Below are 20,669 nucleotides of genomic sequence, written 5' to 3' on the forward strand. Positions count from 1 at the left end.
ATTTAAGGCGTAAGTTGGGCCGCCCGAATCGATTACAAGATACGTGCCAATCGATTCATCAAGGCAGGCAGATGCCGCTCCCTGCACTTGCTGGCCCCTCTGAAACAGCATACCCGCGTTTCCTCCCTCTCGTCGGTAGAAATAAACAAAAAAAGCCGCTCGCTTCTACGCGAACGGCCTTTCCGCCTAGCTGCCGGTGTGGTCCCGACCACTTACCACGTCTGGCAGCCCTCGCGTCAGTTGGACCCCGCTACTTTGGGCTGCTGCTCTTCGTACATCAGCAGCGGAGGTGCATCGCCGTTGATCGTATTTTCATCGATCACCACCTTCTGCACGCCCTTGTAGTTGGGCAGGTCGTACATGACGTCCATCAGCGACTGCTCCAGGATCGAACGCAGGCCGCGGGCCCCGGTCTTGCGGCGGATCGCCTTGCGGGCGATGGCGCTCAGCGCACCCGGGCGGATTTCCAGCTCGACGCCTTCCATTGCCAGCAGCTTCTGGTATTGCTTGACCAGCGCGTTCTTGGGCTCGACCAGGATCTGCATCAGCGCGGCCTCGTCCAGCTTGGACAGCGTGGCGACCACCGGCAGGCGGCCGATCAGTTCGGGGATCAGGCCGAACTTGATCAGGTCTTCCGGCTCGGTCTGCGGCAGCACTTCGCTGGCCTCGCGCTCTTCCTTGCTCTTGACCTGCGCGGCAAAGCCGATGCCGGTCTTGTCCGAGCGCTGCATGATGACCTTCTCCAGGCCATCGAAGGCGCCGCCGCAGATGAACAGGATGTTGGTCGTGTCCACCTGCAGGAAGTCCTGGTTCGGATGCTTGCGGCCACCCTGCGGCGGCACCGATGCCATGGTGCCTTCGACCAGCTTGAGCAGTGCCTGCTGCACGCCCTCGCCCGACACGTCGCGGGTGATCGACGGGTTGTCGGACTTGCGCGAGATCTTGTCGATCTCATCGATGTAGACGATGCCGCGCTGCGCCTTCTCGACTTCGTAGTTGCAGTTCTGCAGCAGCTTCTGGATGATGTTCTCGACGTCCTCGCCCACGTAGCCGGCTTCGGTCAGCGTGGTCGCGTCGGCGATCACGAACGGCACGTTGAGCAGGCGCGCCAGTGTCTGCGCGAGCAGCGTCTTGCCCGAGCCGGTCGGCCCGATCAGCAGGATGTTGCTCTTGGACAGCTCGACATCGTCCTTCTTGCCGAGGTGCTTCAGGCGCTTGTAGTGGTTGTAGACCGCCACGGCCAGGATCTTCTTGGCCTGTTCCTGGCCAATCACATACTGGTCCAGGCTTTCGCGGATCTCGTGGGGCGTGGGGAGGTCCGAGCGCGCGGCCGCAGCGGCGTCTTTCTCGGATGCCGTGGCCTCGTCGCGAATGATCTCATTGCACAGGTCGATGCATTCGTCGCAGATGAACACCGACGGGCCGGCAATCAGCTTCTTGACCTCATGCTGGCTCTTGCCGCAGAAGGAGCAGTACAGAAGCTTTTCGCTGGATGAACCTTTTTTGTCCGCCATAGGAATCAGTCACTTTTGCAGTGCGCACACCGCGGGGCGAAAGGCTCCCCGGCGATACGCTTCAACGCATCATACGCCAAAACAATTGGCACCACCGGCGGTTCCCCCCGGCTGTGGGGCAAAAGCAAAAAACGAGGCTCGGGGCCTCGTTCCGGTGTAGCCTTCGCCATTTGAGCCCGTACCAGCCTGGCCGGCCGCCGCTGCGGATTGCGCCACGGCGGCCCGCTGCATCAGCCGCGGCGGGCGAGGACCTTGTCGATCAGGCCGTAGTCAACCGCCTGGTCGCCGCTCATGAAGTTGTCGCGATCGGTGTCGCGCGCAATCTTCTCGGCCGGCTGGCCCGTCACCTCGGACAGGATGGTGTTGAGCCGCTCGCGCAGGTACAGGATCTCGCGCGCCTGGATCTCGATATCCGAGGCCTGGCCGCGCGCGCCGCCCAGCGGCTGGTGGATCATGATGCGCGAGTTGGGCAGCGCCGAACGCTTGCCCTTGGCGCCAGCCGCCAGCAGGAACGCGCCCATGCTTGCCGCCATGCCCATGCACAGCGTGGACACGTCCGGCTTGATGAACTGCATGGTGTCGTAGATCGCCAGCCCCGCCGATACGGAACCGCCCGGCGAGTTGATGTACAGCGACACGTCCTTGTCGGGGTTCTCGCTCTCGAGGAACAGCAGCTGGGCCACCACCAGGTTGGCGGTCTGGTCGTTGACCTCGCCCACCATGAACACCACGCGCTCCTTCAGCAGGCGCGAGTAGATGTCATAGGCGCGCTCGCCCCGGCCGGACTGCTCGACGACCATCGGCACCAGCCCCAGGCCCTGGGTTTCCAGTGCCGAAGCCTGCGTGGTGGCGAGACGGTCAAGCAAATCATTGCGGGTCATGCATGTTCTCCATGGATTCGTCGGATCGCAAGGCAATCCGGGGTAACTCGGGAAGTTGCCCCGCCCCACGCCGTGGCGCGGGGCTGCGGGTCACTTCCGGCCTCAGGCTTGCTGCTGGTTGCCTTCGGCGGTGAGTTCCTCGAAGGACACCTTCTTGTCGGTGACCTTGGCCTTGCCGCACACGAAATTTACCACGTTGTTTTCGAGCACGTAGGCTTCCATTTCGGCCAGGCGCTGTTGGTCGCCGTAGTACCAGCGCATGACTTCCTTCGGGTCTTCGTAGCTCTTGGCGAAGTCCTCGATCTCGGCCTTGATCTGGTCAGCCTTGGCTTCCAGGCCGTTGGCCTTGACGATCTCGGCCAGGATCAGGCCCAGCTTGACGCGGCGCTCTGCTTGCTGCGCGAACATCTCGGCCGGGATCGGCATGTCCTTGGCGTTGGGCATGCCACGCTGCTCCAGGTCGCGGCGGGCCATTTCCACCAGGCGTTCCTGGTCTTGCTCGATCAGGGCCTTGGGCACGTCCAGCTCGCTGGCCTTCAGCAGCGCTTCCATGACCTGGTCCTTCAGCATGGAGTGCGTGCGGCGCTTCACTTCGCGCTCGAGGTTCTCGCGGATGTCGGCGCGCATCTTCTCGACGCTGCCGTCGGCGATGCCCAGCGACTTGGCGAAGGCATCATTGACTTCCGGCAGGTGCGCCCACTCGATCTTCTTCAGGGTCACCGTGAACTCGGCGGTCTTGCCGGCCACTTCCTTGCCGTGGTAGTCCTCCGGGAAGGCCAGCGGGAAGGTCTTGCTTTCGCCGACCTTCAGGCCCAGCGCGGCCTGCTCGAACTCGGGCAGCATGCGGCCTTCGCCCAGCACGAACGGGAAGTCCTCGGCCTTGCCGCCGGCGAACTCTTCACCTTCGATCTTGCCGACGAAGTCCAGCGTCACGCGGTCGCCATTCTGGGCCGCGACGTCGGCACCGCCGTCGCCATGCTCGCCGGCTTCGCCGCGGGCGTGGTAATGCACGCGCTGCTTGCGCAGGATGTCGATGGTCTTGTCGACTTCGGCATCGGTGATTTCAGTGCCGGTGCGGGTGACTTCGGCAGCCGACAGGTCGCCGATGGTCACTTCCGGGTACACCTCGAAGGTGGCGTCGAATGCGACTTCGTCCTCGCCCACGCCATCGTTCTTGATCTCGAACTTGGGTTGGCCGGCAACCTTGACGTCCTGTTCCTTGGTGATGTCGAAGAACTTGCGTGCGGCCTTGTCGAAGCGCACTTCGAACTCGACCTGCTGGCCGTACTGCTTCTCGACCATCTTCATCGGCACCTTGCCCGGACGGAAGCCCGACATCTTCACGGTCTTCGACAGGCGAACCAGGCGCTCCTGCTTTTCCTTCTCCACTTCGGCCTTGGGGATGGCCAGGGTCACCTTGCGGTCCAGCTTGCCGAGGTTCTCAATCACGTTCGACATGGTCGTAGATCCAATCCAGAAAATGTAGTTGTGTTCGTAGGTGCTACCGCTTGCGCATGTACCGCCCGCTTTACCGCCACGGCGCCGTCACGACAGGACGGCCGGGGCGGCGCACCGGCGAACGGGAAGCTCCGCGCAAACGGAAAACGGGGATTATCGCACGGTTTTCATTCGCTTCCGGCAGATTTTGCCCGGAACGGGCCCGGAACCGCCCGCCGGACCCCGCCGCGCTATCCCGTCTGCGCATGGCGCAGCGCGCGCAGCAGCAGGCGTGCCGGATCCACCGCATCGGCCAGGTCCGACTCCAGCGGCAGCGGCTCGCCCTCGATCTGGCTGGCCAGCAATTCAGCGGCCAGCGCAGCCCAGGTGAGGCCGCGCGACCCATATGCAAGGGCGGCGTAGAGCCCGGGCATGCGCGGCAGGTCACGCAAGTGCGCGCCGCGCAGCGATGCGGCCTGCGCCAGTGCAGCGGCCTCATCGGGCACCTGGCCGACCAGCGGCAGCCGGTTGTGCGTGACCGTGCGCACGCCGACATAGCCGGAGAGCGTCGCGGGGTCGATGGCGGCCACGGCATCGGCCTGGCGCGGCAGCATACCGGACAGGCGCGCCAGGTTGGCCGCGTGGACCGCCGGCTGCTCCACCAGCGGGCCTTCGTCGGCGTCGTAGCTGGAGCCGACCCGGCCAGCGCCGTCTGCGGCACGCGGCAGCAGGTAGCCGGCACCGGTCACCACGCAATCCGGCCAGCCGCCGAGCGCATCCACCTGCGCCGACCCCAGCGTGGTCAGCTGCCCGCGCACGCGCCGCATGGTCCAGTGCTGCTGCGGCAGCAGTTGCTGCGCCTCATGTGCGCTGGCCAGTACCAGCACCGGCGCCGATGCCAGCACTTCACCGTCCTGCCCGACCGCCTGCCATTGCCCGTCGACGCGTGCGATTGCAGCAACCCGGCAGCCGAAACGTGCCGTCACCGCATCGCCGGCACACGCCAGCTGCGCCGCGCAGATATCCGGCGGTGCCACCCAGCCGCCTTCCGGGAACCACAGGCCGCCACGCGGCACGCCGGCATGGTGGGCCGCCGCCGCCTCTTCAGCGCTCATCCAGCGCACGAATTCTTCCGGCAAGCCCATCGCCGCCAGCGCGGCGCGCTGGGCCTCGCCCTCGGCTTCGTCCTCGCCGATCTGCAGCACGCCGCAGCCATGCCAGCCGACCGGATGGCCGGCCTCGGCCAGCGCCGCCCAGGCGCGCAGCGCGTACTGGTTGCCGGCGCGCGACAGCCGCGACAGCAGGCTGTCGTCGGCGGACACGTGCGCATGCATGGCCGCCGCGCGATGCGCCGAGGTCTGCCGCGCCGGCCCGCCGTGGCCATCGAACAGCGTCACGCGCCAGCCGCGCGCGGCCAGCCGCTCGGTCACGGCGCAGCCGGCCAGGCCGGCGCCGATCACGATGGCATGGCGCTCGGCCCATTGCGCCGCCAGCGGCGGCGCATGGCGGCGCGCTTTCCATTGCGGGCGAAAGCGCGCGACGGTCATGTGCCACTTGCCGCCAAAGCCGGGCACCTTGCTGACTTCGAAACCGACGTCCTTGAGCCCGCGCCGCACAAAGCCCGCGGCCGCAAACGTGGCCAGCCTGGCGCCTGGCCGGGCCAGCCGCGCCAGTCCGCGGAACACCTGCGGCGACCACATCTGCGCATTGCGCGCCGGCGCGAAACCGTCCAGGTAGAAGGCATCCACGCCAGCCGCCAGCCGCGGCAGCATCTGCTCGACATCGCCCAGCGCCAGCGTCAGCACCACGCGCCCGCCGTCGAAGGCCAGGCGGTGCAGCCCCGGCAGCGGCAGCGGCCATTGCGCCTGCAGCGCCTGCGCCAGCGACTGCAGCCCGTCCAGTCCGGCGTGCAACTGCGCCAGCCCTTCGCGGGTGAACGGATGCTTTTCGATCGAGATGAAATGCAGCGTGCCGCAGCGCTGCGGATCGTCACGCCACGCCTGCCAGGTCGCCAGGAAATTCAGCCCCAGGCCGAAGCCGGTCTCGGCAATGACGTATTGGCGCTGGCCGGCCCACGCCTGCGGCAGACCATTGCCGCCCAGGAAGACATGGGTGGCCTGCGCCAGCCCGCCTTCGGTGCTGTGGTAGACGTCGTCGTAGCGGGGCGAATACGGGATGCCTTCGGCAGACAGGATGGGCTCGGCGGGCTCTAGTGCGCGCGGCATGGGACAGGAAACTCGGCGGAAGCAAAATGCCCGGGCGGATTCGCCGGGGCGTGGGAGGGGCCGGGGTTGGCCGGGGTTGGCAATTCGCGCCGGATGGTAGCATAGCGGCCTTCCCGCAGACCGCACCGCCCTGCCCCTTGATTTGCGCCGCCCAGGCGCCCCGCTCCACATGCTCAGCTACCGTCACGCCTTCCACGCCGGCAACCATGCCGATGTCCTCAAACACGCCGTCGTGGTGCAACTGCTCGAGCACCTGGCGCAGAAGGACAAGGCGTTCTGGTATATCGACACCCATGCCGGCGCCGGCCTCTATGCGCTGGACCACGCCTACGCGCAGAAGAAGGCCGAATTCGAAACCGGCATCGCGCCGCTGTGGCGCGCCGCCGCCAGCGGCACCCAGCTGCCGGCGATGCTGGACGAATACCTGGACCAGGTGCGCGCGCTCAACCCGGACGGCAACCTGCGCCACTACCCCGGCTCGCCCTGGCTGGCCTGGCAGATGCTGCGCGAGCACGACCGGCTGCGGCTGTTCGAGCTGCACAGCACCGAGATCCAGGTGCTGCGCGACAACTTCCGCGGCGCCGGGCGCCGCGTGATGCTGTACGACGGCGACGGCTTCGGCGGCATCAAGGCCATCCTGCCCCCGCCGCCGCGCCGCGCGCTGGTGCTGGTCGACCCCTCCTACGAGGACAAGCAGGACTACGCCCGCACCGTGCAGACCATCCGCGACGGGCTGGAGCGCTTTGCCACCGGCGTCTATGCGGTCTGGTACCCGCAGGTGCAGCGGCGTGAATCGGTGCAGCTGCCGGTGCAGCTCAAGGGCCTGCCGCTCCAGAGCTGGCTGCACGTGACCCTGACCGTCAAGCATCCGGTCGACGGCGGCCTGGGCCTGCACGGCAGCGGCATGTTCATCGTCAACCCGCCGTGGCGGCTGAAGGAATCGCTGCAGCAGGCCATGCCGGTGCTGACCGACCTGCTGGGCCAGGACGACGGCGCAAAGTTCACGCTCGAAGCCGAGGAGAGCTGAGGCGGCGCACCAGCCAGTCCAGCGCCATGCCGGCGGCCAGGCCGACGCTGTCGGCCAGCAGGTCGAGCCAGTCGGCCTCACGGTAGCCGGTCTGCCCCTGCAGCAGTTCAATCAGCCCGCCGTATGCCACCAGCCCCAGCAATACGGCCCAGCCACGGCCGGTGTAGGCGCGCCGGCCCAGCACGCCCAGCACCGCGAACGCCAGCATATGGTTGGACTTGTCCCAGCCGGTGGTCGGCAGGGGCTGCGTCGGCGGCATCAGCGAAAGCGCCAGCACCGCTGCCGCGCAGCCCCAGAACAGCAGGCGCCAGCGCAGCGGGGTCAGGGTCGGGACGGCAATCATCGGCATGTGTGCGGCATCTGGAAAGCCGACAATATATCCCTGCCGCTTGCCGCCGCCACCGGAGCGCCCGGCAGGGCTGGATTCCCCCCGCGCCTTGCGCTACAATCCGCAGCCTCGTTGCACTGCAGGCGCGAGCCATGCCGACACCACGGTTCGGCGGCCAGTGACGGCAGCAGCGGACAGATGAAAGGCGGGCAGTTCCAGCCGCCTTTTTTGCTTTCCTGTCCGGCGCAAGCCAGCGAGCATCGCGGCCGCCCGCCCGGGCAGCGCCGCAAGGACCGCGAGGGTGGCGAAATTGGTAGACGCACCAGGTTTAGGTCCTGACGCCAGCAATGGTGTAGGGGTTCGAGTCCCCTCCCTCGCACCACCCGCCTTTCAAGTGGCGGGCTGACAACTTCCGTTTTCAAATCCCCTTCGGCCCGCTTCTCCCGGCAGGCACCTCCACGCCGCGGCACTTTCCAGCCTGAGCCAGCGACGGTATTATTTCGCATCGTATCGATAATCGATACATACGTATATTGGTGCAATACTCACTCATCGTGGTGCAGCCATCCCGCGGATGGTGCCGCCCGGCCTCTCGCCCGCGACGCAACTATGCCGTCAAAACCCGTCCCGCCACCCGCGCCCGACCGCGACAACCCGCTGTTCAACCAGTCGCTGGAAAAAGGCCTCGAAGTCCTGCGTGCGTTCAACGGCGTCCACCGCACGCTGACCCTGTCGGAACTGGCCGCGCTGACCGGCATGAACAAGAGCTCGGCGCAGCGCACCATCCATACGCTGGAGGCGCTGGGCTATGTCGACAAGCACCCGCAGACGCGCCGCTTCCGGCTGACGCCGCGGGTGATGGAGATCGGCTACAACTACCTGGCGGCCGACGCGCTGATCCCGGTGGCCAGCCCCTACCTGTCGCAGCTGGCCGCAGCCAGCGGCGAGACCGCCAACCTGACCGAGCCGGTCGGACTGGACATGGTCTACGTGGCCCAGCTGATGACCGCCAAACACCTGCCGGTGCTGACGCCGGTGGGCATGCGCATCCCGATGTATTGCACCAGCTCCGGCCGGGCCTACCTCAGCACGCTGCCCGACGAGCAGGTCCTGGCGATGCTGGAGCAGTCGGCACGCGTGGCGCGCACGCCCGCGACGCTGACCGGCGTGGATGCGATCTTCGAGCGCGTGGCGGCGTGCCGCCGGCTGGGCTACGCCAGCAATGAAGAGGAACTGTTCATCGGCGACATGGGCCTGGCCGCGCCCATCGTCAACAGCCAGGGCGTGGCGGTCGGCGCGGTGCACGTGTCGCCGCCGGCCAGCCGCTGGAGCATGGCCGAGGCGCAGAAAAAGCTGGCGCCGCTGGTGCTGGAATGCGCGTGGGCGATCTCGCGCTCGATCGCCCACTAAGAACCCGTTTCAGAATGAAAAAGGGGACGCGTTCAAGCCAGGCACGGGGAACGCCGGCCAACTTGGGCAGGGGTGGTAGAACCCCTGAGTGCCAGTGTCTTTCGCGGACCCTTGCCGCGATCTATGCTGAAGGTGTCGGGGCGGCACCGAGCCGCTCCGGCATCGTTATCTCAGCCCTGATCGGAGGGCATATGAAATTCCCCGCCTTGCTGTTGGCAGCGTCGATGACCGCTGGCTGGTCATCGTTCGCACAGGCCGCCGGATGCCAGTACGACATGCAGTGCAAAGGAGAACGGATCTGCCAGCAAGGGCAGTGCGTCTTTCCTGACGCGGAAGAAACCGCGGAAGCCGGTGGGCCGGCGCCGCTGCCGGCGACCAAGCGCACGCCGGCCCCACCACCACCCCGTGGGTGCTGCACCGTGGCAGGCAAGTTGAAGCTGTCACCGGCCGCGGCCGCGGATACCAGCCTGGCGAGCGGCGATGCGTGCCAGGGGCTGACCGCCTCGGGCAAGCCGGTTCCCGGCTCGATCTGCAACTAGCCCTGGATTTGGCGCATGCGCCTAGCGCGCGTGCGCCAGCATGGCCTGCAGCAGCACGTTGGCGCCCGCCTCGATGTGCTCGGGCAGCGCGTCTTCCAGCTCGTTATGGCTGACGCCGTCCTTGCACGGCACGAAGATCATGCCGGTGGGCGCGCGCCGCGCGACGTAGACCGCGTCATGGCCGGCGCCGCTGACCACGTCCATATGCGGCAGGCCCAGCGCCAAGGCCGCGCGCCGCACGCTGTCCACGCATTCGGGCGCGAACACGCACGGCTCGAACTTCACCACCTGGCGGGTTTCGACCTCCACGCCGGCGGCCAGGGCAATGCCTTCGAATGCCGCCTGCATGGCCGCGTGCATGCGGTCCAGGCCAGCCTGCGACAGGTTGCGGAAGTCGACCGAGAAATCGACCCGGCCCGGAATCACGTTGCGCGAGTTCGGCGTGACCTGCAGGTAGCCGACCGTGCCGCGCCCGTGCGGCGCCTCGTCGCGCGCGATCTGGTTGACCGCCTCGACCATGCGCGCGGCCGCCAGCATCGCGTCGTGGCGCAGCGCCAGCGGCGTAGGCCCGGCGTGCGCGTCCATGCCGGTCACGGTCACGTCGTACCACTGCTGGCCCAGCGCGCCAGAAACCACGCCGATCGGCAGCCCGGCCGCCTCCAGCACCGGCCCCTGCTCGATATGCGCCTCGAAGTAGGCCGCGAACATGCCGCCCGGCACCGCGCCCGCCGGCTGTGCGCCGCGGTAGCCAATGGCCGCCAGCGCGTCGCCCACGCTGACGCCATCCACATCGGTCTGCGCGCGCGCAAAGGCTGCATCGAACTCTCCGGCGAACACGCCCGAGCCCATCATCACCGGCGTAAAGCGCGTGCCCTCCTCGTTGGTCCAGAACGCGACCTCCAGCGGCGCGCGCGTGGCGATGCCCAGGTCGTCGAGCGTGCGCATGACCTCCAGGCCGGCCAGCACGCCGAAGTTGCCGTCGAACTTGCCGCCCGAGGGCTGGGTGTCGATATGGCTGCCGGTGGCGACGGCGCGCGCGTCGGGGTCGCTGCCGGCGCGGCGCGCGAAGACGTTGCCGATCTCGTCGACGCGCACGTCGAGCCCGGCCTCGCGGCACCACTGCACCACCAGGTCGCGCCCCTTGCGGTCGGCTTCGGTCAGTGCGATGCGGCACACGCCGCCCCTGGGCGTGGCGCCGATCGCGGCGAGGTCCATCAGCGATTGCCACAGGCGGGCGCCATTGATGCGGGGAAGGTGTAGCTGGTCCATGTCTCGTTGCGGGTGGGGTGGAGGGAGAGGAAACGGCAGCAGGTTCAGCAAGAAGCAGACCACCGTCGCCCGCACTTCGGCCCGGGTTCCCGGCCCTGCCACCGTGGCACATGACTTGCTTTGCAGACATCCGTCCCTTCAAGCCAACCCAGGAGCAAGCCCGTGCACCACGATCCGTCCCCTCTCGCGAAAGGTCTCAAGTCAGCTGCCTCGGTCATGAGCGCCGCCGTGCTGGCGCTGTTCGCGCTGCCCGGTGCCGCCCATGCCGACAAGGTGCTGCGCATCGGCATGACCGCCGCCGACATCCCGCGCACGCTCGGCCAGCCCGACCAGGGCTTTGAGGGCAACCGCTTCTCCGGTATCCCGATGTACGACGGCCTCACCCAATGGGACCTGTCCAAAGGCAACGGCCCCAGCCTGCTGATCCCGGGCCTGGCCACCGAATGGAAGGTCGACGCCGCCGACAAGACCAAATGGGTGTTCAAGCTGCGCCCCGGCGTCAAGTTCCACGACGGCACCCCGTTCAACGCCGATGCCGTGGTCTGGAACGTCGGCAAAGTGCTGGACAAGACCGCCAGGCAGTTCGATCCCAGCCAGGTCGGCGTGACCGCCTCGCGCATGCCGACGCTGCGCACTGCAAAGAAGATCGACGACCTCACCGTCGAGCTGGTCACCTCCGAGCCGGATTCGTTCCTGCCCTACAACCTGACCAACCTGTTCATGGCCTCGCCCACGCAGTGGGAGAAGAAATTCGCCGCGGTGCCGGCCTCGGTCACCGATCCGGCCGAGCGCTCCAAGCAGGCCTGGGTCGCGTTTGCCGCCGACGCCGCCGGCACCGGGCCGTTCAGGATGAGCCGCTTCGTGCCGCGCGAGCGCCTGGAAGTGGTGCGCAATGCGCAATACTGGGACGCGAAGCGCGTGCCAAAAATCGACAAGGTGGTGATGGTGCCGATGCCCGAGGCCAACGCGCGCACCGCCGCGCTGCTGTCGGGCCAGGTCGACTGGATCGAAGCCCCGGCACCCGACGCCATCGCCCAGATCAAGAGCCGCGGCTTCCAGGTCTATGCCAACGCGCAGCCGCATATGTGGCCGTGGCAGCTGTCGTTCGCGCCCGGCTCGCCGTGGCTGGACAAGCGCGTGCGCCAGGCCGCCAACCTGTGCGTCAACCGCGCCGGGCTGAAGACCCTGCTGGGCGGCTACATGGCCGAGGCCAAGGGCATCGTCGAGGCCGGCAACCCGTGGTGGGGCAATCCCGGGTTCGATATCAAGCACGACCCGGCCGCGGCGAAAAAGCTGATGCAGGAGGCCGGCTACTCGGCCACCAAGCCGGTCAAGGTCAAGGTGCAGGTGTCGGCGTCGGGTTCCGGCCAGATGCAGCCGCTGCCGATGAACGAATACGTGCAGCAGAACCTGAAGGAGTGCTTTATCGACGTCGACTTCGACGTGGTCGAGTGGAACACCCTCTTCACCAACTGGCGCGTCGGCGCCAAGGACGCCAGCGCGCACGGGGCCAACGCCATCAACGTCAGCTTTGCGGCAATGGACCCGTTCTTCGCCATGGTGCGCTTCGTCAGCACCAAGACGCAGCCGCCGGTCTCGAACAACTGGGGCTACTTCGGCAATGCCGAGTTCGACAAGCTGATCGAGAACGCGCGCACCTCGTTTGACGAGAAATCGCGCGACGCGGCGCTGGCCAGGCTGCATGCCCGCATCGTCGAAGAGTCGCCGTTCGTGCTGATCGCGCATGACGTCGGCCCGCGCGCGATCTCGAAGAAGGTCAAGGGCGTGGTGCAGCCGCAGAGCTGGTTTATCGATATCGCGACGATGTCGATGGACTGATCCCGGCCGCGCCCGACGGACGCCGCGCGGCAGCCCCGCCGCCGCGCGGCCCGGCAATCCCGCCCAGTCTTCCCCGCGTGCCGCGCACTGCGCACGCACGCCCCCAACTTGCCGGATCCTCCCATGCAATACCTGTTCCGCCGCATCCTCTATGCCATCCCCATCCTGCTCGGGGTGGCGCTGCTGTGCTTCTCGCTGGTCCATATCGCCCCCGGCGATCCGCTGGTGTCGGTGCTGCCGCCCGACGCCTCCGAAGACCTGCGCCGCCAGCTGACCGCGCTCTACGGCTTCGACAAGCCCTTCCTGGAGCAATTCGTGCACTGGCTCGGCCGCGCGCTGCAGGGCGACCTGGGCACCTCGATCGCCACCAGCCGGCCGGTGATGGCCGAAGTCGGCGCCGCCGTGGTCAATTCCCTGCGCCTGGCCACCGTGGCCACGTTGATCGGCTTCAGCTTCGGCTGCCTGTTCGGCTTTGTCGCCGGCTACCTGCGCGATTCCTTGGCCGACCGCACCGCATCGCTGCTGTCGGTGCTGGGCGTCAGCATCCCGCACTACTGGCTCGGCATGGTGCTGGTGATTGCGTTCTCGGTGCTGCTGGGCTGGCTGCCGGCCACCGGCGCCGGGCCGGGCGGTTCGGGCGACTGGGCGTGGGACTGGGAGCATCTGCAATACATGCTGCTGCCGGCAGTGACCATGTCCGTGATCCCGATGGGCATCGTGGCGCGCACGGTGCGCGCGCTGGTGGCCGAGATCCTGGCCAACGAGTTCATCGTCGGCCTGCGCGCGCGCGGCCTGTCCGACCTGGCCGTGTTCCGCCATGTGGTCAAGAACGTGGCGCCGACCGCGCTGTCGGTGATGGGCCTGCAGCTGGGCTACCTGCTGGGCGGCTCGATCCTGATCGAGACCGTGTTCTCGTGGCCCGGCACCGGCTTCCTGCTCAACTCTGCCATCTTCCAGCGCGACTTCCCGCTGCTGCAGGGGACCATCCTGGTGCTGGCGGTGTTCTTCGTGCTGCTCAACCTGCTGGTCGATGCGCTGCAGACGCTGTTCGACCCGCGCATCCAGCGCAACTGAGGAGGCCGCCATGGACATGTCCCTCGACCAATCACCGGCCGCCGCTGCGGTGCAGCGCTCGCCCGGCTACTGGACCACGGTCGGCCGGCGCCTGCTGCGCAACCAGCTGGCCATGCTGGCCGCGCTGGTGCTGCTGGGGCTGGTGCTGATGGCGCTGTTCGCCCCGGCACTGATGCCCGCCGACCCGTACGCTGCATCGATCCTCAAACGCCTCAAGCCGATCGGCACCGAGCACTTCCCGCTCGGCACCGACGAGCTGGGACGCGACATGCTGTCGCGGCTGATGCTGGGCGCGCGGCTGTCGCTGTTCATGGGCATCACGCCGGTGTTGCTGGCCTTTGTCATCGGCAGCGCACTCGGCATCGTCGCCGGCTATGCCGGCGGCTGGACCAACACCGTGATCATGCGGCTCACCGACATCCTGTACGCCTTCCCGTCGGTGCTGCTGGCGATCGCGCTGTCGGGCACGCTGGGCGCGGGCGTGGGCAATGCGCTGCTGTCGCTGACCATCGTCTTTATCCCGCAGGTCGTGCGCGTGGCCGAAAGCGTGACCACCCAGGTGCGCAACCGCGAGTTTGTCGACGCGGCGCGTGCTTCCGGGGCGTCGTCGCTGACCATCGTGCGCGCCCATGTGCTCAACAACGTGCTTGGGCCGATCTTCGTCTATGCCACCAGCCTGATCTCGGTGTCGATGATCCTGGCCTCCGGGCTGTCCTTCCTGGGCCTTGGCGTCAAGCCGCCCGAGCCGGAGTGGGGCCTGATGCTCAACACGCTGCGCACGGCCATCTACACCCAGCCGTGGGTTGCCGCCCTGCCCGGCGCCATGATCTTCCTGACCTCGGTCTCGTTCAACCTGCTGGCCGACGGCATCCGCTCGGCCATGGAAATCAAGGACTGAACCATGCCAGCACTGATGCAGGCCCCTTCCCCACAGGCCGGCCGCGATGTCGGCGGCCCGGCGCAGCCGCTGGTGATCGCCCACCAGCTGGTCAAGCACTTTCCCATCAAGTCCGGCATGCGCGCGCGTGCCGCATCGGTGCGTGCGGTCGATGGCGTCAGCTTCGACGTGCTCAAGGGCGAGACCCTGGGCGTGGTCGGCGAGTCCGGCTGCGGCAAGTCCACCACCGCGCGGCTGCTGATGCAGCTGACGCAGCAGGACAGCGGCGAGCTGATTTTCGACGCGCAGAGCGTGGGCTCGGCCCAGCTGCCGATGAAGCAGTTCCGCAGCCAGGTGCAGATGGTGTTCCAGGACAGCTATTCGTCGCTGAACCCGCGCCTGACCATCGAGGCGTCGATCGCCTTCACGCCACGCGTCCATGGCGTGCCGGCGCGCGAAGCCACCGAGCGCGCCCGCTACCTGCTGCAGCGCGTCGGGCTGGACCCGGCACGCTTTGCCGGGCGCTACCCGCACGAGCTGTCGGGCGGGCAGCGCCAGCGCGTCAACATTGCCCGCGCGCTGGCGCTGCGCCCGCGGCTGGTGATCCTGGACGAGGCGGTCTCGGCACTGGACAAGTCGGTGGAGGCGCAGGTGCTGAACCTGCTGCTGGACCTGAAGGCCGAGTTCGACCTGACCTACGTCTTCATCAGCCACGACCTCAACGTGATCCGCTACCTGTGCGACCGCGTGATGGTGATGTACCTGGGCAAGGTGGTGGAGATCGGGGATACCGAGACCCTTTATCGCCACCCGGCGCACCCGTACACGCGCGCGCTGCTGGCGTCGATGCCGTCGATGGACCCGGACCACCGCACCGAGGTCGCGCCACTGGCGGGCGACCCGCCCAATCCGATCAACCCGCCGACCGGCTGCAGCTTCCATCCGCGCTGCACCATTGCGCAGGACGTGTGCGCGCGGCGCGAGCCGCAGTTGACCGACCTGGTGGCCGGGCATCCGGTCGCCTGCCTGCTGGCCACCGCGCCCTGAGGAGCCCACCATGTCCACCACCCCACAAAGCACACCCGGCGCGCCGATGATCTCGGTGCGGGACCTGCACGTCACCTTCTCCGGCGGCGGCAAGACCATCCGCGCCGTCAACGGCGTCTCGCTCGACGTGGGCGCCGGCGAGGCCGTGGCGCTGATCGGCGAATCCGGCTCCGGCAAGAGCGTCACGCTGCGCGCGCTGATGCGCCTGCACCCGCCGCGCCGCACCCGCATGGAGGGCCAGATCCGCGTCGACGGCGCCGACGTGATGGCGCTCGACAAGCGCGCGCTGGCCGGGCTGCGCGGCGGCACCATGGCGATGGTGTTCCAGGAGCCGCTGCTGGCGCTGGACCCGGTCTACACGGTGGGTCAGCAGATCGTCGAATGCATCCGCACCCACGACAAGGTCTCGGCCGCCGAGGCGCGAGAGCGCGCGCTGCAGGCGCTCGAGTCCGTGCGCATTCCCAGCCCGGAGCGGCGGCTGGCGGCGTATCCGCACGAGATGTCGGGCGGCATGCGCCAGCGCGCGATGATCGCGCTGGCACTGTCGGCGCGGCCCAGGATCCTGCTGGCCGACGAGCCCACCACCGCGCTGGACGCCACCGTGCAGATCCAGGTGCTGATCCTGCTGCGCGAGCTGCAGCGCGAACTGGGGCTGTCCATCGTCTTCGTCACCCACGACATCGGCGCCGCGGTGGAGATCGCCGACCGCGTCGCGGTGATGTACGGCGGGCGCATTGTCGAGGAAGGCCCGATCCGCACCCTGCTGCGCGCGGCGCGCCACCCCTACACCATCGCCCTGCTGCAAAGCCGCCAGCATGGCATGGACCGCGGCCAGCGGCTGCAGGCCATCGGCGGCGCCCCGCCCGACCTGGCCGCGCTGCCGCCGGGCTGCACCTTCGCGCCGCGCTGCCCGCATGCGCGCCCGCAATGCCTGGCCGAGGTGCCGCAGGCGGTCACCGTCGGTACCGGCCACCGCGTCAGCTGCGTGCTGGCCGCCGAGCCCGCGGTCGCCAGCGCGGCATAAGCCCCATCCCAGAACCCCAACGTATTCCAGGCCCCCCATGACGCTTGCCACCCATCCTGCCCGTGCCTTCATGCCGTACCCGGAGATTGCCGTCCCGCACGCCGCCAGCGGCCCGCTGCAGGGCCTGAGCTTTGCCGTGAAGGACCTGTTCGACGTAGCTGGCTATCCGACCGGCGGCGGCAATCCGCACGTGCTGGCGCGCTCGGGCATCAAGGCCGCGACCGCGCCGGCAGTGCAGCGGCTGCTGGATGCCGGCGCCGCCTTCGTCGGCAAGACCCACACTGACGAGCTGGCCTTCTCCATGAACGGCCAGAACGCCCACTATGGCCGCCCGGTCAACGGCGCGGCGCCGGAGCGCATCACCGGCGGCTCGTCGTCGGGCTCGGCCTCGGCGGTATCGAACGACTTGTGCGACTTCGCGCTGGGCTCCGACACCGGCGGCTCGGTGCGAGCGCCGGCCAGCCATTGCGGCCTGTTCGGCATCCGGCCCACGCACGGGCGCATTTCGCTGGAGCGCTGCCTGCCGCTGTCCGAGAGCCTGGATACCTGCGGCTTCCTGACGCGCGACATCGGCACCTTCGCGCGCGTGGCCGAGGTGCTGTTCGGCGCCGACCCGGCGCCGCTGCCGGCCGCGCCGCGGCTGCTGTTCGCGTCCGACCTGTTCGGCCAGCCGGCCCCGGAGGCCCGCGACGCGCTGGCGCCGGCTGTCGCCCGGATCGAAGCCGCGCTGGGCCGGGCCACGCCGGTCACGGTGGCCGACCGGCCGCTGTCCGAGCTGTGGTGGGCGTTCCGCTACGTGCAGGGCTGGGAGGCATGGCACAGCGACGGCGAACTGATCGAGCAACACGGGCTGGAGCTGGGTGCCGATGTCGCGGCACGCTTCGCCTTCTCTAAGGCCGTCACCCGCAGCCAGTTCGAGCAAGCCAGCGCCGTGCGCCGCGACTTCACCGCGCACCTGGGCCGGCTGCTGGGGCAGGACGGCGTGCTGGTGCTGCCGACCATGCCCGATATTGCGCCGCTGCGCGCCGAGCCGATCGCATCGCTGGAGACCTATCGCAACCTGGCCGCCCAGACGCTGTGCCTGACGCCGCTGAGCGGCTTCCCGCAGCTGAACCTGCCGCTGGCCGGCCGCGACGGCGCACCGCTCGGCATCTCGCTGCTTGGCCCCGCGGGCAGCGACCGCAGCCTGGTGGCACTGGCGGAGCGGATCATGGCGCACCAGGCGTGAACCGGTAACGCAAAGGGCACGCGGGTGGCCGGCGCCCCACCCGCATCAGGTGGCCCACCGCCCGAAGGCGCCGCCAGCCAGCCCGGCGCTCCTACAATGCCGTCATCGCATTGGTCCGCCGGCCCGCGCCGCACGGACAAGAGGAGCCCAGCATGTCCCCGGCCGGAGCCGCGCCAGCAGAATCCGCCAGCCAGTCCGCCACACCTGCCTTCCCGGTCACGCCGACCAAGCTGGTGCCGCCCCGCGGCGCGCGCCCGCTGATGCCGCGCGACACCCTGCTGGCGCGCCTGGCCGAGGCGCGGCGCCAGCGCTGCATCGTGATCCAGGGGCCAGCCGGCTGCGCCAAGACCAGCACGCTGGCGGCGTGGCGCCAGGCCCTGCTGACGCTGGACTTCGACGTCGCCTGGCTGTCGCTCGCGCCCGAGGACAACAGCCTCGCGGCGTTTTTCAACGGACTGGTCGCCAGCCTGGCCACGGTGGACCCTGCCATCGTGCGCGATGCCTGGGTGCTGATGGGCCGCGACGGCCACCAGTCGGCGGTAGAGCACTGGGTCATCACGCTGGTGCGGGCCATCGGCGCACGCCGGCGCGAGCTGGTGCTGATGCTCGACGATGTCCATCACCTGGCCGACCCCGGCGTGGTGCTGGCGCTGCGCTGGCTGCTCGACTACGCGCCGCCGCAACTGCACGTGGTGCTGGCCTCGCGCACCACGCCGCCGCTATCGCTGGCGCGGCTGCGCACGCAGGGGCTGCTGTCGTCATTCGGGCTGGCCGACCTGCGCTTCTCGGCACAGGAATCCGCCCGCTTCCTGCAGGAACAACTGGGCCACGTCGACGCCCGCGATGCCGGCCGGCTGCATGAACTCACCGACGGCTGGGCCGCCGGCCTGCAGCTCTTTGCCATCGACCTGAAGGGCAAGCGCGGCGGATCGTACAACCCGGTCCAGGTGCGCGACGCACAGACCTTTGCCAGCTATTTCGAGCGAGAGGTGCTGGTGCGGCTGACGCCGGACGACCTCGACCTGCTCACCCGCATGGCGCTGTGCCACCGCTTTTGCGGCGCGCTGTGCGCCACCCTGCTGGGCCGACCCGAAGCCGCCGCCGAGATCACCGCGCGGCTGGCGCACCTGGCGCGCGACGACCTTTTCATCGCCCAGATCGGCAACGACAGCCACGGCGAAGCCTGGTACCGCCTGCACCCGCTGTTGCGCGAGGTGCTGCTTGGACGCCTGGGCGGGCTGCCGCCCGGCACGCAGGCCGCGATGCATTCAGCGGCCTGGCAGTGGTTCAATGCGCATGACGACGTCGACGAGGCCGTGCGGCACGCGGTGCTGGCCGGAGACAGCGCGGCCGCCGCCGACATGGTGCACGGCCGCGCGCACGGCCTGCTGGCGCGCGGCGAACTCAGCCAGCTGGCGGCGCTGGTGCGGCAACTGCCGGCCGAGCAGATCCGGGCCCGCTTCGGCCTGCTGCTGGTCCAGGCCCACCTGCAGATGTATGCCGGCGACTCCGACGGACTGCAAGACAGCCTGCAGCGGATGCAGGCCCAGGGTGGGCGGCTGGGCCCGCGCGAGCACTATGCGCTGGCGATATTGCAAGGCAGCATGGCGCTGCTGCGCGACGACTCCGATGCCGTCGCCAACCTGCTGCCGACGCTGCAGCGCGTACCCGCCGGCGCGGACGACTTCACCCTGACCGGGCGCGGCAACATCCTGTCGTGGATGCATATCTACCGCGGCGAATACGACCAGGCGCGGCGCGTGATCGAGGACGGCGCGCCCTGCGGCGGCGCGCCGCGCGGCACGCTGCTGGGCCGCTGCATGGGCGGCATGACGCACGCGGTCGAGGGCCAGGTGCTGGTGGCCGAACGCGTGCTGCATGACGTGCTGGCCGACGCCGAGCAGCGTGGCGCCGCCTGCGCCGGCGTGGCCTGCATGGCGGCCGCGTTGCTGGGCGAAACCCTCTACGAACTCAATGATGTCGAGACGGCAGCCAGCCTGCTCGATGCCCGCATCGACGTGCTGGTGCGGATCTCGATCCCGGACACCGTGCTGCGCGCGCTGCTGGCGCTGTCCTGCAGCCGCTGGCACGCCGGCGACCACGCCGGTGCGCTGGCGTGCCTGGACCGGCTGGAGCGCTACGGGCAGCGCCACCGGGTCGACCGGCTGGTGGCCGGGGCCCTGTCACTGCGCTCGCGCCGGCTGCTGGAAGACGGCCATGTCGACGCCGCCGACGACGCGCTGCTGCGGCTGGAAGCGCTGGCGGCCCGGCATGCCGGCGCGGTGCGCAGCACCGCCTGGGAAGTGCGGGTCCACGCCGACCTCGCCCGCATCGGCATGTGCCTGCACCACAACGATTTCGACGGCGCGCTGACGCGCCTGGAGCCGCTGGCGGCGCTGTCCGAGGCCGGCGGGCGCTGGTCCCGCGTGGCCACCTTGCGCGTGCTGATGGCGCTGGCCCACCAGGGCCGCCGCGATCCCGCCGCCGCGCGCCGGCAACTGGTCGACGCGCTGCGCATCGGCCACCGCCACGGGCTGGTGCGCAGCCTGCTCGACGCCTCGCCGCAGGTGCCAGCCATGCTGGCGGCGCTGGCCGGCGATGACAGCCTGGACCCGGTGCTGGCGTTCTACGCGCAGCGCCTGGCCGACGCCGCCGGTCCGGGCGCGTCCGCCAGTCCCGCTCCCGCGCCGGCGCCTGCCGCCCAACTCGCGCGCCTGGCCACCCTCAGCGAGCGCGAGCAGGAGGTGCTGGGCCTGCTGGCGCAGGCCATGCCGAACAAGAAGATCGCGCGCATCCTCAACGTGTCGCTCGACACGGTCAAGTGGCACCTGCGCAATGTCTACGCCAAGCTGGAAGTCACCGGACGTGACGAAGCCGTGGCCCGGCTGCGCGACGCCGGCGCCCTGCCTACCCCCTGATCTACCCCACCTACACCACCGGTGTAGGGACT

At 69.0% G+C, this 20,669-nt stretch carries 16 protein-coding genes and 1 tRNA gene; 11 read left to right on the forward strand and 6 right to left on the reverse strand.

The window, feature by feature from the left end:
• Positions 1–236 precede the first annotated feature (236 nt).
• The 4 genes from clpX to mnmC form a co-directional block, all read right to left on the reverse strand.
• Positions 237–1,514 carry an ATP-dependent Clp protease ATP-binding subunit ClpX gene (clpX, locus tag ACW4E8_RS21575; protein WP_456806407.1) on the reverse strand — a complete coding sequence of 426 codons (1,278 nt, stop codon included), beginning with the start codon at positions 1,512–1,514 and terminating at the stop codon, positions 237–239.
• Positions 1,515–1,744: 230 nt separating this feature from the next.
• Positions 1,745–2,395 (reverse strand): ATP-dependent Clp endopeptidase proteolytic subunit ClpP, encoded by a 651-nt coding sequence (gene clpP / locus ACW4E8_RS21580; protein WP_456806408.1) that lies wholly within the window; start codon positions 2,393–2,395, stop codon positions 1,745–1,747.
• A gap of 102 nt (positions 2,396–2,497) precedes the next feature.
• On the reverse strand, positions 2,498–3,853 hold the full coding sequence (gene tig, locus ACW4E8_RS21585) for a trigger factor (protein ID WP_456806409.1): 1,356 nt from the start codon (positions 3,851–3,853) through the stop codon (positions 2,498–2,500).
• Between the two features lie 230 nt (positions 3,854–4,083).
• Positions 4,084–6,057, reverse strand: a complete 1,974-nt coding sequence (gene mnmC, locus ACW4E8_RS21590) for a bifunctional tRNA (5-methylaminomethyl-2-thiouridine)(34)-methyltransferase MnmD/FAD-dependent 5-carboxymethylaminomethyl-2-thiouridine(34) oxidoreductase MnmC (protein WP_456806410.1) — start codon at positions 6,055–6,057, stop codon at positions 4,084–4,086.
• A gap of 169 nt (positions 6,058–6,226) precedes the next feature.
• Between mnmC and ACW4E8_RS21595 the strand changes: the two genes are divergently transcribed.
• The gene (locus ACW4E8_RS21595) at positions 6,227–7,084 is read left to right on the forward strand and encodes a 23S rRNA (adenine(2030)-N(6))-methyltransferase RlmJ (protein ID WP_456806411.1); all 858 of its coding nucleotides are present in this window, start codon (positions 6,227–6,229) and stop codon (positions 7,082–7,084) included.
• Here the strand turns inward: ACW4E8_RS21595 and ACW4E8_RS21600 are convergent.
• Positions 7,059–7,433 (reverse strand): VanZ family protein, encoded by a 375-nt coding sequence (locus ACW4E8_RS21600; RefSeq protein ID WP_456806412.1) that lies wholly within the window; start codon positions 7,431–7,433, stop codon positions 7,059–7,061. The two genes, ACW4E8_RS21595 and ACW4E8_RS21600, sit on opposite strands and share 26 nt — an antisense overlap.
• Before the next feature lie 274 nt (positions 7,434–7,707).
• Here ACW4E8_RS21600 and ACW4E8_RS21605 point away from each other — a divergent pair.
• The 3 genes from ACW4E8_RS21605 (at position 7,708) to ACW4E8_RS21615 (ending at position 9,361) form a co-directional block, all read left to right on the forward strand.
• Positions 7,708–7,794: transfer RNA gene (locus tag ACW4E8_RS21605), tRNA-Leu, on the forward strand.
• A 227-nt stretch (positions 7,795–8,021) separates the two neighbouring features.
• Entirely contained in the window at positions 8,022–8,822 is an 801-nt protein-coding gene (locus ACW4E8_RS21610; protein ID WP_456806413.1) for an IclR family transcriptional regulator, read from the forward strand.
• A 191-nt stretch (positions 8,823–9,013) separates the two neighbouring features.
• On the forward strand, positions 9,014–9,361 hold the full coding sequence (locus tag ACW4E8_RS21615; RefSeq protein WP_456806414.1) for a hypothetical protein: 348 nt from the start codon (positions 9,014–9,016) through the stop codon (positions 9,359–9,361).
• Between the two features lie 21 nt (positions 9,362–9,382).
• Here ACW4E8_RS21615 and ACW4E8_RS21620 read toward each other — a convergent pair whose 3' ends face one another.
• Positions 9,383–10,630 carry a Zn-dependent hydrolase gene (locus ACW4E8_RS21620; protein ID WP_456806415.1) on the reverse strand — a complete coding sequence of 416 codons (1,248 nt, stop codon included), beginning with the start codon at positions 10,628–10,630 and terminating at the stop codon, positions 9,383–9,385.
• A gap of 216 nt (positions 10,631–10,846) precedes the next feature.
• Here ACW4E8_RS21620 and ACW4E8_RS21625 point away from each other — a divergent pair, with 216 nt between their 5' ends.
• From ACW4E8_RS21625 to ACW4E8_RS21655, 7 genes are all read left to right on the forward strand, one after another.
• Positions 10,847–12,469 carry an ABC transporter substrate-binding protein gene (locus tag ACW4E8_RS21625; protein ID WP_456806416.1) on the forward strand — a complete coding sequence of 541 codons (1,623 nt, stop codon included), beginning with the start codon at positions 10,847–10,849 and terminating at the stop codon, positions 12,467–12,469.
• A 123-nt stretch (positions 12,470–12,592) separates the two neighbouring features.
• Positions 12,593–13,543: an ABC transporter permease gene (locus tag ACW4E8_RS21630; protein ID WP_456806417.1), complete on the forward strand. Its 951-nt coding sequence runs from the start codon at positions 12,593–12,595 to the stop codon at positions 13,541–13,543.
• A gap of 10 nt (positions 13,544–13,553) precedes the next feature.
• Complete coding sequence (locus tag ACW4E8_RS21635) at positions 13,554–14,441, forward strand: ABC transporter permease (protein WP_456806418.1); 888 nt, start codon at positions 13,554–13,556, stop codon at positions 14,439–14,441.
• 3 nt (positions 14,442–14,444) lie between these two features.
• On the forward strand, positions 14,445–15,467 hold the full coding sequence (locus ACW4E8_RS21640; protein ID WP_456806419.1) for an ABC transporter ATP-binding protein: 1,023 nt from the start codon (positions 14,445–14,447) through the stop codon (positions 15,465–15,467).
• Between the two features lie 10 nt (positions 15,468–15,477).
• Positions 15,478–16,491, forward strand: a complete 1,014-nt coding sequence (locus ACW4E8_RS21645; RefSeq protein ID WP_456806420.1) for an ABC transporter ATP-binding protein — start codon at positions 15,478–15,480, stop codon at positions 16,489–16,491.
• Positions 16,492–16,528: 37 nt separating this feature from the next.
• A complete protein-coding gene (locus ACW4E8_RS21650; RefSeq protein ID WP_456806421.1) occupies positions 16,529–17,719 on the forward strand; it encodes an amidase in 1,191 nt (396 codons plus the stop codon).
• Between the two features lie 152 nt (positions 17,720–17,871).
• A complete protein-coding gene (locus ACW4E8_RS21655; RefSeq protein ID WP_456806422.1) occupies positions 17,872–20,637 on the forward strand; it encodes a LuxR C-terminal-related transcriptional regulator in 2,766 nt (921 codons plus the stop codon).
• Positions 20,638–20,669 lie beyond the last annotated feature (32 nt).

The sequence above is a fragment of the Cupriavidus sp. CP313 genome, assembly GCF_054072015.1.